We start from the raw sequence: 13609 nt of genomic DNA, 5'->3' as shown, positions 1-13609 counted from the left end.
TCAAATAGCGATGATTCCAATGGCTATTTCTGCCACAATTATCCCTAATGCACCACAATTGAATAATAAATCATATGTTTTAATGGACTATGAAACAGGGAAAATTTTAGCAAGTAGTAATGAAGATTTACGTTTACCTCCAGCATCAATGACTAAAATGATGACCAGTTATATCATTGAGCAAAAATTACAAAATGGTGAACTAACTGAAGATGAAAAAGTTCGTATGAATGAAACTGCTTGGTGTCGAGGTAGCAGTGCTGAATCATGTATGTTTGTTCCTTTAGATGGTACGGCCACTGTCCTAGATATGCTAAAAGGTATTATCATTCAATCAGGCAATGATGCCTCAAAAGCTATGGCAGAACATATTTCTGGTAATGAAGGTACATTTTCCCACTTGATGAATCAAGAAGCAAAACGTTTGGGCATGAATAATACCAATTTTGTTAATTCAACTGGTATGCCTGCACAAAATCATTATTCAACTGCTAAAGATATGGCGATTTTAGCACAACATATTATTGCTGATAATCCCAAATATTATCCTTTATATGCACAAAAGGAATTTACTTATAACAATATTAAACAGAATAACCGCAATACACTCTTATTTACCGACCCGAGCGTTGATGGTCTTAAAACAGGACATACTGCCGAAGCAGGTTACTGTCTAGCCACATCAAGTAAACGTGGCGGTATGCGTTTGATTTCTGTAATTTTTGGTGCATATAGTGAAGCAGAACGTACACGTCAAACACGTGAATTACTTAATTGGGGTTACCAAAACTTTGAAAATATTCATGTAAAATCAGGTAAAGAAATTTTACAAACACCACAAGTTTGGTTTGGTACTAAAAATAGTGTAAAAATCGGTTTAGTTGACGATTTTAGTATCGTTGTGCCTAAAGGTGAAAAACCTATCGTTAGCACAAAAATTGCAATTCAAGCAGATATTAAAGCCCCTATTCAAGAAGGTCAAATTTTAGGGAAACTTATTACCAGTGTCGATGACCAAGTAGTTGCGGAAAAACCTTTAGTCGCCTTAGAAGCCGTTGAAGAAGCAGGTTTTTTATCACGTTTAATTGACCATATTAAACAATTTTTCACTAATTTATTCTAATTTTTTATTACTTCCCTACTTTATATAATAGGCATTTTATCATCTTATATAAAATGCCTACTCTCAAAAACAATATTCTCTCTATCAAAATAATCCATCATTTATCACAATCAACTTGTACTTTTATCATTTTTTGCTTAAAATCAAAATCATTCTTAATTTAGGAAAAATATGATGAATAGTCAAACTCTTGCTCAAAAGCGTTATACTTGTAAAGCTTATGATAATACACGTGAAATTCCCTATGATGTTTTACAACGTTTACTTGAAGTATTACGTTTAAGCCCATCGGCAATCAACATTCAAGCATGGAAATTTCTCGTTGCTCAAACAGATGAAGCAAAACAAAAACTCGCTCAAGCCACAATTGATAGTCATGCACATAATACACCCAAAATTTTAAATAGTTCTGTAGCGATTGTACTTGCTGGTCAAAATGAAATTGATAACCAACATTTACATGATGTCATGAATTGTGAAGCTCAAGCAGGGCGTTTTGCCACAGCAGAAGCACAACAACAACGCACACAACATTGTTTGAATTATATACAACAAAAACGTGCTTTACCTACATATGAAATGAAAACTTGGATTGATAATCAAATTTATATTGCACTTGGTAGTTTACTAACATCAGCAGAAATTGAAGGCATTCAAGCAACGCCTATTGAGGGTTTTGATAGTGAAATATTAGACCAAGTACTTGATTTATCATCACAAAATTTACATAGTCGTGTGATTGTCGCTCTAGGGTATTCTAGCGATGATGATTTTAATCGTAAATTACCTAAAGCTCGTTTATCAGCTGAACAAGTAATTCAATATTTATAATCTTAGGAATAGCTCATGCAAAATATACAACAATACATGCAACAATTGGGGCAAAACGCACGTCAAGCATCACGTCAGCTTTCAATTGCAACAACACAACAAAAAAATCAAGCACTTGAATTAATTTATCAAGCACTTGAACAACAACAACAGGCGATTTTTACCGCCAATCAAACTGATGTTGCTAATGCAAAACAAAATGGCTTAGACCCTGCTATGGTTGATCGTTTAGAAATCACGCCTGCTCGTTTTCAAACCATGCTTGATGGCTTAAAAGATGTGATTAATCTCGCCGACCCGATTGGTGAAATTACCGATATGAATTATCGCCCATCGGGCATTCAACTTGGTAAAATGCGTGTACCTTTAGGCGTGATTGGTATGATTTATGAATCTCGCCCAAATGTAACCTTAGAAGCAGGTTCTCTTGCCCTTAAATCAGGGAATGCCATTATTTTGCGTGGAGGTTCAGAAGCATTAAATTCCAATCAAGCCATTGCACAAGCGATTTTAGCTGGCTTAGCTCAATCCGAATTACCACAAACCAGTGTACAAGTCGTTAATACGCCTGATCGTGAAGCAGTTGGACAACTTATTACCATGAGTGATTATGTTGATGTGATTGTACCACGTGGCGGAAAAAGCTTGGTAGAGCGTGTTACCAATGAAGCTCGTATTCCTGTGATTAAGCATTTAGATGGAATTTGCCATGTTTATGTTGATAATCAAGCAAATATGGAAAAAGCTGTTAAAGTTGCCTTCAATGCTAAAACTCAGCGTTATGCACCATGTAATGCAATGGAAACTTTACTTATTCATAAAGATATTGCTAATTCTTTTTTAGCAGAAATTGTACCATTATATCGTGAAAAAAATGTAGAATTACGTATATGTGCTACTACTCAAGCTATTTTTAATCAGCAAAATTTAGGCAATTATATTCTAGCTACTGATGAAGATTGGATAACGGAATATCTTGCTCCAATTTTATCGATTAAAATCGTGAATAATATTACTGAAGCAATTGAGCATATTAACCATTACGGCTCACATCATACTGATGCGATTATAACTGAAAATTATAGTCATGCCCGATTATTTCTTGCTCAAGTAGACTCTAGTTCAGTTATGGTCAATGCTTCTACACGATTTGCTGATGGATTTGAATACGGTTTAGGTGCAGAAATTGGTATTTCTACTGATAAAATCCATGCACGTGGTCCTGTAGGCTTAGAAGGACTTACTTCACAAAAATGGATTGTGTTTGGTGATGGACATATCCGTCAATAATATCAATTATAATGATGTTTTTTTAATCACTAAAATCAGATTAAGTCATTTTATGATGAAATTTTCTTGACCTGATTAAAAAAATCATTATAATAAGCAATACATTCTCCCATAGCTCAGTCGGTAGAGCGACGGACTGTTAATCCGCAGGTCCCTGGTTCGAGCCCAGGTGGGAGAGCCAAATTTAAAACATAAAAAATATATAGCCCCCCAAGCCTAGTCTATACTAGCTTGGGGGTTTTGCATTGCTAGGCTTTTATGTTTTTTTGCGGTATTTCTCGGTATTTTTTGGTATAGTTTTCCACTCTGTTTCCGCTTTTGGAGTTCGATATGAGTTATTCGATTTATTTAGTGCAAAAATCAAACAAATATAAAGCTGATGTGCAATATCAAGGCTGTCGCAGGACTAAAACTTTTGCCAAGAAATCGGATGCAAAAGCGTGGGCAATCACAACTGAGCGAGATATGATGCTTAATCACAATACTCAGCTTGCTTTATCATCAACGGTAAAAGTGATAAGTTTGTATGATGCTTTATCTGCATATGCTCATGATGTTTCGCCAACTAAAAAGACTGCAAAAAAAGAGCAAAAAATGTTAGCTCGGTTACAACGAGAGTTACCTAATGTCGATTGGCCCATTCAGAATTATCGTGGTGATTTTATTCAAGCGTGGCAAAATCAAAATATGAATAGAATATTTAAGCCATTGAAAGCCAATAGTATTTTGCGAATTTATTCAACATTAGGGGATTTTTTTAGTTGGTGTGTGAAGAAAAAATGGATAACTACTAATCCCCTAAAAGATGTTGATAAGCCGAATGAAAGTCCACATCGAGAACGTCGTATTGAATTGCATGAAGCTGAAGCAATTTTAAAAGAGTTGGATTATGTGGTTGGTGATGTACCAAGTAGCAAAAATCAACAAGTCGGTTTGATTTTTATGATTGCCCTTGCCACAGGTATGCGGTCGGGCGAAATCGTTAATCGGCTAGTATCAGAAGTTGATTTAGTAAAAAGAGTAGTTATTATCCCTATGACTAAAATCGGCACAAAACGCATTGTACCACTTGATAATTTTGCTTTGTTTTTGTGGAAATTAGCGTTACAAATACAGCGTGGACAAAGTCAGCGTGTATTTTCGATTAAAGATGGTAGTCGTGATACATTGTTTCGCAAGGCTCGTGATAAAGCAGGGATTGTCAATTTAACATTTCACGATACACGTCATGAATCAGCAAGTTTAATGGCTAAACGCTTGGCTAATCCACTTACTTTATGTAAAGTTTTTGGCTGGAAAAATGTCAATCGTGCATTAACTTATTACAATCCAACGGCTGATGAAATTGCTGATGAGTTAAATCAATCACAAGGTTTAGATGTATTATTTAAATCGGCTTAAAAATATGGGTTACTGTGGTTACACTATCGATTGTATAAGCTAAATATTTGTTTATTATCGTATTTTAAAAATAAAAAGCAGGTTACATTTAGGCTACTTGAGTAACTTTTTTTGCAAAAAATAGGGATAAATACTTGACTTTTAATGTAGTTTAAACTACAATATATTTATCAGCAGTAAGGGATTGTTGATGAGTGATTAGCTTATTCTAATCGCATTAAAAAGGAACAGAACGATGAAGTTATTAATCCAAATCATCGTCCTTGTTATTTTGTTACTTGTTAGCAATAACGTGTATTAACATAACAAGCCTATCAAGTTACCGTTAATAATTTGATAGGGGGTTAGGTAGGATTAGCGGTCTTGCCTAACCTGTTCCTCCATTTTAGCCCAAACTTTGGAGATTTGCAAGATGCCTAAAATTGTAGAACAACCTAAAAGCCGTAATCAGACACAAAAAGACAGCGATATGAAGCGTGGCGTAAAGCCGATTGGTTTTAAAGTGCCTGTAGAATTTGCTGAATATCTGGATAAATTGGCAAAAAGTACAGGCAAAACCAAAAATATTATTATTATGGAAGCGGTTCAATTGTGGGAAAAACAACAATAAATCTAAATAAACCACCATTAAAATTGGTGGTTTATTTTATTAAAAATAAATGATTTAAAATCAATTTATTATCAGTTAAACAGCAGGCGAATAGATGTCCTGACAGATTGAATAGTGCTTGCTATCATCCGCAAAGAGAGCGAATATGTGCATATAGCAAGGCAAAAGCCTTTTATTGTAAACAAGTTAAATAGGTAATACCCATGACAGACATCAAAAATTCTCCAAACGCTATCGCAGATTATACAAATGTTGAAATGTATATGAATATGATTAAAGATAGCATTAACAAAAATATCAATCTTGAACAGCCTAACCATGCAGAAAAAATTGTCATTAGCTACATTGAAGGGGAATTAGCAAAACTTATCCGATACATTAACAATAATTAAGCCAATAAAAAACAACCCTATCAAATTGATAGGGTTGTTTTTAATGTGTCTTAATCAAGATAAATGAATGTTTAATATAACATTACATTTTCTCGTTGTATGGCATATTTTACTACTTTTTCTAGCACTTTTTTATAGCTTTTTGCATAAAACCATTGTTGAGTACAAATATTCCATGATATATGGCGTTGAGTTTCATTGATACGACGTACATTCGGAAAATCAAACAGAACTAAAAAGCCCTCTTTGTTGTTTTCTTCTATCCATTGCACTACATCGTCAATATCAAAATCAAAAATTTGTTCATCTTTCATTCCCAATAAATAACCAATTTCTTCAGAGTCCTCATCATAAGCAGTTTTTAATGTTTCAGGGATGAGATTATCTGAGACCAAATTTAAGTCGATAATGGTATTAACACGCACTCGTAAAAGGCGTAATTGTTGATAAAGATTAGTCATCACTATTCTCCGCTAATTTTAAGAATTCACTATGTGTGATTTCTTCAACGTAGTCGTACTGCTTAATAGCTTTTGTTGTTGCAAATAAAATGAATTTTTCTTTAAAAACAGTACGACTGAGATTTATTTGTTCCTTTGCTGACAAACATAAATCATAAATTGGTTGATATGAAAATACTTGTTTATCAATAGGTACTAAACTTTCATATTCTTTAAAAAACTTTTTATTTGTTTTTCTTGGTCGAATAACATAGCAATTATGTTTTTCAACTTTTTGCTGAATACACCATTTACTTGTATCAAGTGTTGTTTTATCTGTTACAGAAAAACCGACAAAAGTTTTTGCGGGAAAAAGTAAATGTTGCTCAATATATAACGGTTGTCCCACATTTAATTGTTTTGCGACTTGTGCTAAGTAATGATGAAATGTCTCTAAGTCATTGAAAACTTGGTTACATTTTTCCATAATTTCAGGACTTTCAATTTTATATAAAAACATTATTTGCTCCAGTTTAGTTCTCAATCGATAGATTATCTATATTAACTTGTAAATTTTTAAACTTAGTTTCTGCTCGTTTATCGTAAAAAGGTAATAACCAGCCGAATACGTCATGATTATAGCCTTCGCCACCATTTAGTAGCAAAGATACTATATGGGCATAAATATCTTCTTCACTATCGACAGGAAATCCCATATTACTAATATTATCTAGTAACTCTGGGTCTTTTAAATCTAAGTCATCAGGGAGTTGAATTTCAACTTCAACTTCTACCATCGCTTTAATATGTTTTATAGAATTAGTCATCTGATTTACTCCAGTTTTGGGTTAATACTCAATTTCGCTTTTGTTAAAAGCCATTGCATAAGTAATGACATCACTCGCTTTCCACCGATGGGCATAGCGGTCGCCATGTATCGATGTTGGCAGTCTGCGAGATGGTGGAAAATCAGGGTGCGAAATAATATGGCGTTTCGTGTAATCTAACGAGTATTTAAAGTAATTCGCTATATCGTGTTCGTCCCACAGCTGTAACTCAATTGGTAACTGTTTTTGTTTCAGTACATTGAGCATTTCAGTCATAATGTTTTCAAGATTACTCATTCTGTTCACCTATTAACGTGGTTTTTGGAAAATCCAACATTTCACGTTACGTTTACTTCTTACATCAGTTTCAAGCTGTTTGCCTTCTTCGCTTGGATAATTTGCTGTTTTAACCTGTTTATTCATTTCAATAAATTTATAATGTCGGCTACTGCGTAATAAATCTCGCATTTCATTAATATCTGGCAGGGCTTGATAATGTCGATGAGCCTGTTTATACACTTCATTCAAATTGATAGCGATATACGGAATTTCTTCTGAATAATGATTAAGTTTAAATGCAGGAGCTGAATTTGCTTCAAGATATTCAAACACTTCAAAAAATTGCTGTACAAAAATATGGTCGGCAGATAAATCATGGATACGTTTTTGAGCCATTTGTTCCAATAATTTTTTTGCATCGCAAATTTCTTCCAGGTCGATAATATCTTTTAAAACGTGTTCAGCAATTGCATCAATCATTGCTGATATTTGAGCATGGCATAATGCAATACGAGTATGAGTAATGCCCATATCATGATATTCTTTTTCGATTTCTGCAGTTTTTTGCCAAAATGTTTCAAGGATTTTATTCTCGTTTTTAAGGCAATGACTGATATATTGACAAGCAATATCAGGCTCAATACTGTATAAACGATTGGCAATCAGTTTATTTTTATAATTATGCCCCTTTGTATCGACAAAAATATGTAGCGTACGGCTTAATATTGCCTCGCTCGCCTGAATTGGGTCATTTTGGCTAATCATAATTGCACCCCTAAATGGCGGTTCATAAGTTTCGTTTCCTGTAGTCTTAACGCCACGACTGCGGATATTTTGACCGTTAAAGGCATCTTTGAGTTCGTCCCAGTCAAATTTTTGCTTGGCTTTTTCGGTTTTGCGGTCGCCTTCAATAAATACTACAGGCAAATTTGATAATTGAGCCATTGTACGGTGTACCGCTACCATTGATGATGAATTAGGGTTAATCCCTTCTTTACGGTCGTTTCGTCCTGATAGTTTCCACAAAAACTCAATCAATGATGATTTACCTGCACCCGCTTGACCGACAAATTCCATAAATGGGAAACTTGAGTGTTTGGCACGGATTTGTTCAGCAAAATATGAGCCTGTCCACCATGCCAATAAAATTAAGCCTTTTTCGCCATTGATAGTGTAAAAATCTTGCCACCAGTCGCCTTTAAACGTTTCATGTGTGAGTGTGATGGTTGGGCTTTTGGCAAGGGTTTTTAAATCTGTTTTTCCTGCACGATAATAATCATGCTCGTTAATATCGATAATTCGCCCTTGATGTACCGCATGACAGGCAAAAACATAAGTGCCATGCTCTTTGCTGTAACCCATGTAGTCGATGGTTTTGACTTCTTTGAGATGTTCGGTTTCACGTTGGGCGATGGTTTGTAATTGCTTTTCTGAGCCTGTCCACCATGCCCCTGCAGATACGGAGAGTAGGCGGTTGGTAAAGTTATTTTTAGATGTAAGTTGTTCTGGCGAAAATGTTTCTTGTACCGTGCCTTGCTCGCTATGAATCTGAAAAAAGTAATGAGCTGTGTCAGTCAAAACATCACGTTGGAAATATAATGCTTTGAGTGTGGCATTACAAATTTGTTCGATTTTGGCGGTTTGCTGTAGGGCTTGTTTTTCCGCTTCTGCGGTGCTATCACAAATTTGTAGTTGTGTTTCTAAATTATCTTCATACTCTTTGGCATCGAGCTTGAACCAATAAGTTTTATATTGATGGGTAAAATGAAATTGTTTAAGTTGGCGTTGGTAATAATTAAAAATCAATAATGCCGTGTCATTGGCATTTTCAGCGATATGTAATGCCCCATAATGACGATATTTTTTTAGGTCATCATCGGTTAATAAATCACGTTCAAATAAATCATTCCAGTCGTTGCTTGCATTGGGCAACACTGCTGATGATTTAAAACCTTCTTCAATCGCACGTTGATGGAATTTTAGAATGGCTTTTTTGCCTGCTGGATCATTATCAAATGCCCATACAATCTGTTGTTTTTTGTCTATTTGTGCTAATAAATCGCTTGGATAATTTTGGCTAGATATACACGATACAGCGATAATCCCCATATTTTTAAGTGCCATGTTTAAGGCGATGGCATCAAAAATCCCTTCTACAATCCATATTTCATCAGCTGTTTTAATTTGCTCAGCCTTGTGCATTGTCCAATATTTACCGCTAATTTTACCCACGATATTGGCTTTTTGTCGTCCAAAACGTTCTGGTCGGTCAATAATCCGCTCCCAATAAGTTTCGCTGTCGATGGCAAAACGTACGGTTGCCGAGACTTGGTCAGGAAATTTTAAGTCGTTGCGGAATAATTCTTGGCTATATAATCCACGCAAGGCAATCACATCAAAACCACGAGCATGGCTTAAGTAAGCATCTGCGGTGGCGGTTGGACTTTCTTTGGTGCGTGGAAATTCTTTTGACCAGTCCTTAAATAAATCTTGGCAAATGTCTTTAACGTGTTCTTCGTATCCGCATTTATTTAAGCGACCACATTTTACAATGCGTGGATTTTCCGCATGTGTAAACAATTCTTTTTTACCGCACTGTGGGCAGATACCTTGACGATACCATTCGCCTACACGTTTAAAATTAAACATTTGATTTAGGCGGTCATCAATTTTTTGTTTAATGTTCATGGTGCTATCCCTGTCTCGGTTGCGATTTGGCGTGTGTACTGTTGAGCCTCTGCTAAGTCAATCATATTGCAAAAATACAAGGCTTGGATAAAACCTTGTGCGTGGGAAATGGTCTGCTCATTTGGGTTGTTTTTTGCACCTTGTAAGATGATGTCGAGTTGCTTAAACCATACATTGAGTGAGCGTAATGAACCTTGTACATTAGGATTGGGATTTAGGCTCGGTTGAATGGCATTGACTATCTCAACGTTGGCACTAAAAGTGGCTGAACATTTTGGATTTTTACAGACTGCATTGAGTTGATGTAAGACTGGACTTGGGCGTTTGCGACCATTGACCGTCATGCGAGTACCACAATGGGGACAATATACACCGATGGATTTGCTCATAATTAATTGCCTATTTAGTGTGCGTTTTGGGTCAATTCAGCAGTATTGCTAAGGTATGATGTAGGTATTGATGAGTTTTCTCGGTCAATCAACCAATTTAAGTATTCATTGATAGACATATTATGTTGGGCTGCCAACACACGAAGTTGATATTTTTTCTGTTCAGTGGTACGAAAAACTACCTGTTTGATTTCTTGGGTCATATTCATCACCTATGGGGCTGTGCTATCATTTATATCATTGTTGTTAATGATAACACCGTTTTCGGATTTTTCAATAGTATTTTAATCCTTTAAAGGAGTTTATAATGAATGAAATTGCTGAACGTTTAAAAAGTGAACGTAAACGCTTAGGTTTTACGCAAAAACAGATCGCTCAAGCTATTGGAATTGGTGAAGCATCGTGGAATCGTTATGAAAAATATGCCGTTCCCTTTGATACAAATGTGATGATTGGTTTGCATAACAATGGTTTTGATATTTTATATTTGCTGTTTGGCGTGCGACAAATTCATTCACCAATGATGGTGAGCGATGATTTTTTACAGGTATTTACTATTTATAATCAATTAGATAGTCAAGCTAAACAGTATTTTTTAGAAATGGCTGAATTGGTTTTAAAGATGAATAAAAAAGACCCTACTGGTGTGGAGTAGGGTGAATAGGACGCCTCATGGAGAGTTACTATTATGCCAAATTCTATTTAAAATTTCAATATTAATAGTAAATAAAACCACCATTCCGAAAATAGTGGTTTTATTTTTTAATCAATGATTAGCTAAATGATACCTCTTCATCCATCTTTTGTAGGGCTTCTAAGGTTTCATCATCTAAACCATGTTCAACAGCTAAATCAATTTTTTCAATCAGTTGTTGTAACACTTCCATTAACTCATCGCTGGGTAACTGTACATAAGGTTCTGCACTTGGTAGGCTGTGCATCAGTACACTAATCAAGCTACGAGCTTGACGAATGTATTTGTAACTTTCATCATTCATGAGATTTTTCCTCTTTAAAAATTATGGAAAAGCCATTTTGAATGATGTCGCTTAATTCGTTAAAGAGTTGCCATGCTTTTTGTGTACCCACGATGACTAAAATCGCTTGTACAGCCGAGATACTCAAATTATAACAACCATGTGTCGGGCTATAGTGATAATCAACATTTGTACGCAAGTTTGAGAAATAAATCATACTGGCAAATTCATCATAAGATAAATTTAAACTTAATAATTTAAATAACTTACGACTATTGATAAATAAACGACGTTTCTGATGATATGGGCAACGTTTTCGGAAAATCGCTTTTTCAAGTTCAGTTTTCATTTTACGCTCCATAATTTTGTACATGGCACGCTTTGCATTGTGCAGTATATTTAACTTGACCGTTTTTAATGCCTTTGCGATAAAAAAATTCATTATCCAATGGATAATATTCACCGCACGCACTGCAACGTTTTTCTTGTCCTAGCTCGGTAAAAATATAGAGCATTATTTTACCCCCTGCAAATACCATTGCATGGCAATGTCTAAATGTTTGTAGCCAATTAACCCTGAATACTCTAAACCGTGTAAAAAACCGATATACATACCAAAATCATAATCACGATCTTGTTTTTTACATAGTGATAAATAGTGTTGGATTTTTTCTACGATATTATCATCGACACCGTCTAAGACTAATGCTGCAGGTTTATTTTTGGGCTGTTGCGATGGCTTAACGACTTTTTTACTCACGACATGATGAGTAGATGGGCTTGCCAATACAGTGATTTGATTACCTTGAGCCAGCCATTGCTCCACTTGTGAGTTTTGCGGTTTGATTGGAGATAAGCTAATCATGCACTTTACTCCACTACAACAACATTTGGGAAATAAAGTAAGGCAAGCATAGCCATAACAAACACCACCGCACAGTAAAACTCTTGAGCTGTGTGGCTACTTAATATAGCATAAATGTGTTGGATTTGATGGCGAATGCGTTTACGCAACTGGTAACGCTTAAATTGACGTGGGGTTAAAAACTCCACCGCTTGATGGGATTTAGACATTGCTGTCTCCTAGCTTAATTTTACGATAACTTTACTCTAAATAATTAGAGTGCCAACAGGTTCGTAACCGCAAACTAGAACGGTGGGATTATTCCCCATAAATGGGTCTTGTATTCTCCGCCCTGTCGGCATGGAGCATTATACAATAAGGGCTATTGCACAATGAAACTTTTATGCCTAAAAATTACACATACAAAATGTACAGGCATAAAAAAACCGCTATGCTGTCGGGTGCGGAAATCCGCTAGTTTGTTCAAGGTTACGACACCTATCGACACCTATTATGTCTGCCTTACTGTTGAGTGTCAAGCGTTATTTTTGGGTATTTTGCGTTATTTTTGGGTATTTTGCGTTATTTTTGAGTTTGTTTGTTGTTTATTTGAGCGATAGGGCAGGATTAGGGATTGATGTTTGATGATAGCATTGATATGATTGCTATCAATTTATATACATTTACTAATGTATTTTGGTTGAAGTTTGGAGCGTGGAAAGATGAAAAAAGTTGGTTTATTGTTGGTGGCTTTAGCAGTATGTTTGCCGAATGTAAGTTATGCCAAAGGAAAGAAACCTTGTTCAGGTTCTAAAGGTGGTGTAAAAATGTGTACTGTTGATGGCAAATTTATGTGTAATGATGGTTCTATCAGCGGTTCTAAAAAAATCTGTGGGCGTAAATAAAATTATATTGTTTGATATTTAAATTGTCAGTTAAGCATTAAATAACTTTTAAAATTAGGATTGATGATGTTTGAATTATTTGCATTAGCTTTGGTAGTTTGGGTTATTTATTGCTTTGCTACTGGTAAATTTAGCAAAGAAAACCAAGAGAAAAATAAGCAAGAGTTGGATAAAAGTTTTCAAGAATTAAAAGATACTTTTAAAAATCACCCATTTAAAAGTGAACCAAAAAAAGAGAAACCAAGTGAGCCTATTCGTGTATTCAAAAACAAAGGGAATGATTTAAAAACTAGACTTACTATTACTTATAAAGATTATGATGGTGATGAAAGTTATCGCACTATTCAAATTAAACGGATTTATAAAGATGGTAAACATTGGTATATTGATGCCTTTTGTGAATCTGCTCAAGCTGAACGCACTTTTCGCTCTGATAGAATTATTGATTTGATGAACCTTAAAACCTATGAATGTTTGCAAAATCAAACCGCTATCCGTGCCTATATTAGAGACTTAGCCAAAAATGGTGGATACTAAGTTGTTAAATCACATAGTATAATGTAGTTATGATAAAGTCATTGATTTATCATTAAACGTTTAATTATGAGGAGTA

Annotated in this window: 21 protein-coding genes and 1 tRNA gene; 10 read left to right on the top strand and 12 right to left on the bottom strand. The window is 35.1% G+C overall.

Translation table 11 applies throughout. From position 1 onward, the window contains the following. Window positions 1-10 precede the first annotated feature (10 nt). The 7 genes from LU301_RS03345 to LU301_RS03315 all read left to right on the top strand — a co-directional run bounded on the left by LU301_RS03345 (window position 11) and on the right by LU301_RS03315 (window position 5647). Window positions 11-1123 (top strand): D-alanyl-D-alanine carboxypeptidase family protein, encoded by a 1113-nt coding sequence (locus tag LU301_RS03345; RefSeq protein WP_370692235.1) that lies wholly within the window; start codon window positions 11-13, stop codon window positions 1121-1123. 174 nt (window positions 1124-1297) lie between these two features. Further along, window positions 1298-1954 (top strand): oxygen-insensitive NAD(P)H nitroreductase, encoded by a 657-nt coding sequence (gene nfsB, locus LU301_RS03340; RefSeq protein WP_305272514.1) that lies wholly within the window; start codon window positions 1298-1300, stop codon window positions 1952-1954. Between the two features lie 15 nt (window positions 1955-1969). Further along, window positions 1970-3244 (top strand): glutamate-5-semialdehyde dehydrogenase, encoded by a 1275-nt coding sequence (locus tag LU301_RS03335; RefSeq protein ID WP_305272512.1) that lies wholly within the window; start codon window positions 1970-1972, stop codon window positions 3242-3244. Between the two features lie 105 nt (window positions 3245-3349). Continuing rightward, window positions 3350-3425 (top strand) — tRNA-Asn (locus LU301_RS03330). 149 nt (window positions 3426-3574) lie between these two features. Beyond that, window positions 3575-4645, top strand: coding sequence for a tyrosine-type recombinase/integrase (locus tag LU301_RS03325; RefSeq protein ID WP_305272510.1), 1071 nt, complete (start codon window positions 3575-3577; stop codon window positions 4643-4645). 412 nt (window positions 4646-5057) lie between these two features. After that, window positions 5058-5255, top strand: a complete 198-nt coding sequence (locus LU301_RS03320; protein WP_305272507.1) for a ribbon-helix-helix domain-containing protein — start codon at window positions 5058-5060, stop codon at window positions 5253-5255. A 203-nt stretch (window positions 5256-5458) separates the two neighbouring features. Continuing rightward, window positions 5459-5647 carry a hypothetical protein gene (locus LU301_RS03315; protein WP_305272505.1) on the top strand — a complete coding sequence of 63 codons (189 nt, stop codon included), beginning with the start codon at window positions 5459-5461 and terminating at the stop codon, window positions 5645-5647. A gap of 71 nt (window positions 5648-5718) precedes the next feature. Here the strand turns inward: LU301_RS03315 and LU301_RS03310 are convergent, their stop codons facing one another. The 7 genes from LU301_RS03310 to LU301_RS03280 are packed head-to-tail and all read right to left on the bottom strand — an operon-like array spanning window position 5719 to window position 10473. Further along, entirely contained in the window at window positions 5719-6108 is a 390-nt protein-coding gene (locus LU301_RS03310; RefSeq protein WP_305272503.1) for a hypothetical protein, read from the bottom strand. Continuing rightward, window positions 6101-6607: a hypothetical protein gene (locus tag LU301_RS03305; RefSeq protein WP_305272501.1), complete on the bottom strand. Its 507-nt coding sequence runs from the start codon at window positions 6605-6607 to the stop codon at window positions 6101-6103. The genes LU301_RS03310 and LU301_RS03305 overlap by 8 nt, the downstream gene beginning before the upstream one ends. Before the next feature lie 13 nt (window positions 6608-6620). Next, entirely contained in the window at window positions 6621-6914 is a 294-nt protein-coding gene (locus LU301_RS03300; RefSeq protein ID WP_305272499.1) for a hypothetical protein, read from the bottom strand. Window positions 6915-6935: 21 nt separating this feature from the next. Next, the gene (locus tag LU301_RS03295) at window positions 6936-7211 is read right to left on the bottom strand and encodes a hypothetical protein (protein ID WP_305272496.1); all 276 of its coding nucleotides are present in this window, start codon (window positions 7209-7211) and stop codon (window positions 6936-6938) included. Window positions 7212-7223: 12 nt separating this feature from the next. Then, complete coding sequence (locus tag LU301_RS03290) at window positions 7224-9881, bottom strand: toprim domain-containing protein (RefSeq protein WP_305272494.1); 2658 nt, start codon at window positions 9879-9881, stop codon at window positions 7224-7226. Then, window positions 9878-10270, bottom strand: a complete 393-nt coding sequence (locus LU301_RS03285; RefSeq protein ID WP_305272491.1) for an ogr/Delta-like zinc finger family protein — start codon at window positions 10268-10270, stop codon at window positions 9878-9880. Before LU301_RS03285 ends, LU301_RS03290 begins: the two co-directional genes overlap by 4 nt. A 14-nt stretch (window positions 10271-10284) precedes the next feature. After that, window positions 10285-10473, bottom strand: coding sequence for a hypothetical protein (locus tag LU301_RS03280; RefSeq protein ID WP_305272489.1), 189 nt, complete (start codon window positions 10471-10473; stop codon window positions 10285-10287). Window positions 10474-10577: 104 nt separating this feature from the next. Between LU301_RS03280 and LU301_RS03275 the strand changes: the two genes are divergently transcribed. After that, entirely contained in the window at window positions 10578-10925 is a 348-nt protein-coding gene (locus tag LU301_RS03275) for a helix-turn-helix transcriptional regulator (protein WP_305272487.1), read from the top strand. Window positions 10926-11043: 118 nt separating this feature from the next. Here the strand turns inward: LU301_RS03275 and LU301_RS03270 are convergent, their stop codons facing one another. The 5 genes from LU301_RS03270 to LU301_RS03250 are packed head-to-tail and all read right to left on the bottom strand — an operon-like array spanning window position 11044 to window position 12321. Continuing rightward, a complete protein-coding gene (locus LU301_RS03270) occupies window positions 11044-11268 on the bottom strand; it encodes a hypothetical protein (RefSeq protein WP_305272485.1) in 225 nt (74 codons plus the stop codon). After that, window positions 11261-11596 carry a hypothetical protein gene (locus LU301_RS03265; RefSeq protein ID WP_305272483.1) on the bottom strand — a complete coding sequence of 112 codons (336 nt, stop codon included), beginning with the start codon at window positions 11594-11596 and terminating at the stop codon, window positions 11261-11263. Before LU301_RS03265 ends, LU301_RS03270 begins: the two co-directional genes overlap by 8 nt. A 1-nt stretch (window position 11597) precedes the next feature. Further along, window positions 11598-11762: a hypothetical protein gene (locus tag LU301_RS03260; protein ID WP_305272481.1), complete on the bottom strand. Its 165-nt coding sequence runs from the start codon at window positions 11760-11762 to the stop codon at window positions 11598-11600. Continuing rightward, window positions 11762-12112 (bottom strand): hypothetical protein, encoded by a 351-nt coding sequence (locus LU301_RS03255; protein ID WP_305272479.1) that lies wholly within the window; start codon window positions 12110-12112, stop codon window positions 11762-11764. Before LU301_RS03255 ends, LU301_RS03260 begins: the two co-directional genes overlap by 1 nt. Before the next feature lie 5 nt (window positions 12113-12117). Continuing rightward, the gene (locus LU301_RS03250) at window positions 12118-12321 is read right to left on the bottom strand and encodes a hypothetical protein (protein WP_305272477.1); all 204 of its coding nucleotides are present in this window, start codon (window positions 12319-12321) and stop codon (window positions 12118-12120) included. A 492-nt stretch (window positions 12322-12813) separates the two neighbouring features. Here LU301_RS03250 and LU301_RS03245 point away from each other — a divergent pair, with 492 nt between their 5' ends. Together LU301_RS03245 and LU301_RS03240 are read left to right on the top strand one after the other, a co-directional pair. Next, window positions 12814-12996, top strand: a complete 183-nt coding sequence (locus tag LU301_RS03245; protein WP_305272475.1) for a YdcA family protein — start codon at window positions 12814-12816, stop codon at window positions 12994-12996. Between the two features lie 66 nt (window positions 12997-13062). Next, window positions 13063-13533: a WYL domain-containing protein gene (locus LU301_RS03240; protein WP_305272473.1), complete on the top strand. Its 471-nt coding sequence runs from the start codon at window positions 13063-13065 to the stop codon at window positions 13531-13533. Window positions 13534-13609: the final 76 nt, after the last annotated feature.

This window comes from Moraxella sp. ZY210820 (genome assembly GCF_030674635.1).
In the GTDB taxonomy this organism is placed as follows: Bacteria; Pseudomonadota; Gammaproteobacteria; order Pseudomonadales; family Moraxellaceae; genus Acinetobacter.
This window is presented reverse-complemented; position numbering and strand designations above follow the sequence as displayed.

What these genes read in the sequence shown, in the direction of transcription:
- LU301_RS03345 (WP_370692235.1), top strand. Translation starts at nt 11, where the DNA reads ATGATTCCAATGGCTATTTCTGCCACAATTATCCCTAATGCACCACAA.
- nfsB (WP_305272514.1), top strand. Translation starts at nt 1,298, where the DNA reads ATGAATAGTCAAACTCTTGCTCAAAAGCGTTATACTTGTAAAGCTTAT.
- LU301_RS03335 (WP_305272512.1), top strand. Translation starts at nt 1,970, where the DNA reads ATGCAAAATATACAACAATACATGCAACAATTGGGGCAAAACGCACGT.
- LU301_RS03325 (WP_305272510.1), top strand. Translation starts at nt 3,575, where the DNA reads ATGAGTTATTCGATTTATTTAGTGCAAAAATCAAACAAATATAAAGCT.
- LU301_RS03320 (WP_305272507.1), top strand. Translation starts at nt 5,058, where the DNA reads ATGCCTAAAATTGTAGAACAACCTAAAAGCCGTAATCAGACACAAAAA.
- LU301_RS03315 (WP_305272505.1), top strand. Translation starts at nt 5,459, where the DNA reads ATGACAGACATCAAAAATTCTCCAAACGCTATCGCAGATTATACAAAT.
- LU301_RS03310 (WP_305272503.1), bottom strand. Translation starts at nt 6,108, where the DNA reads ATGACTAATCTTTATCAACAATTACGCCTTTTACGAGTGCGTGTTAAT.
- LU301_RS03305 (WP_305272501.1), bottom strand. Translation starts at nt 6,607, where the DNA reads ATGTTTTTATATAAAATTGAAAGTCCTGAAATTATGGAAAAATGTAAC.
- LU301_RS03300 (WP_305272499.1), bottom strand. Translation starts at nt 6,914, where the DNA reads ATGACTAATTCTATAAAACATATTAAAGCGATGGTAGAAGTTGAAGTT.
- LU301_RS03295 (WP_305272496.1), bottom strand. Translation starts at nt 7,211, where the DNA reads ATGAGTAATCTTGAAAACATTATGACTGAAATGCTCAATGTACTGAAA.
- LU301_RS03290 (WP_305272494.1), bottom strand. Translation starts at nt 9,881, where the DNA reads ATGAACATTAAACAAAAAATTGATGACCGCCTAAATCAAATGTTTAAT.
- LU301_RS03285 (WP_305272491.1), bottom strand. Translation starts at nt 10,270, where the DNA reads ATGAGCAAATCCATCGGTGTATATTGTCCCCATTGTGGTACTCGCATG.
- LU301_RS03280 (WP_305272489.1), bottom strand. Translation starts at nt 10,473, where the DNA reads ATGACCCAAGAAATCAAACAGGTAGTTTTTCGTACCACTGAACAGAAA.
- LU301_RS03275 (WP_305272487.1), top strand. Translation starts at nt 10,578, where the DNA reads ATGAATGAAATTGCTGAACGTTTAAAAAGTGAACGTAAACGCTTAGGT.
- LU301_RS03270 (WP_305272485.1), bottom strand. Translation starts at nt 11,268, where the DNA reads ATGAATGATGAAAGTTACAAATACATTCGTCAAGCTCGTAGCTTGATT.
- LU301_RS03265 (WP_305272483.1), bottom strand. Translation starts at nt 11,596, where the DNA reads ATGAAAACTGAACTTGAAAAAGCGATTTTCCGAAAACGTTGCCCATAT.
- LU301_RS03260 (WP_305272481.1), bottom strand. Translation starts at nt 11,762, where the DNA reads ATGCTCTATATTTTTACCGAGCTAGGACAAGAAAAACGTTGCAGTGCG.
- LU301_RS03255 (WP_305272479.1), bottom strand. Translation starts at nt 12,112, where the DNA reads ATGATTAGCTTATCTCCAATCAAACCGCAAAACTCACAAGTGGAGCAA.
- LU301_RS03250 (WP_305272477.1), bottom strand. Translation starts at nt 12,321, where the DNA reads ATGTCTAAATCCCATCAAGCGGTGGAGTTTTTAACCCCACGTCAATTT.
- LU301_RS03245 (WP_305272475.1), top strand. Translation starts at nt 12,814, where the DNA reads ATGAAAAAAGTTGGTTTATTGTTGGTGGCTTTAGCAGTATGTTTGCCG.
- LU301_RS03240 (WP_305272473.1), top strand. Translation starts at nt 13,063, where the DNA reads ATGTTTGAATTATTTGCATTAGCTTTGGTAGTTTGGGTTATTTATTGC.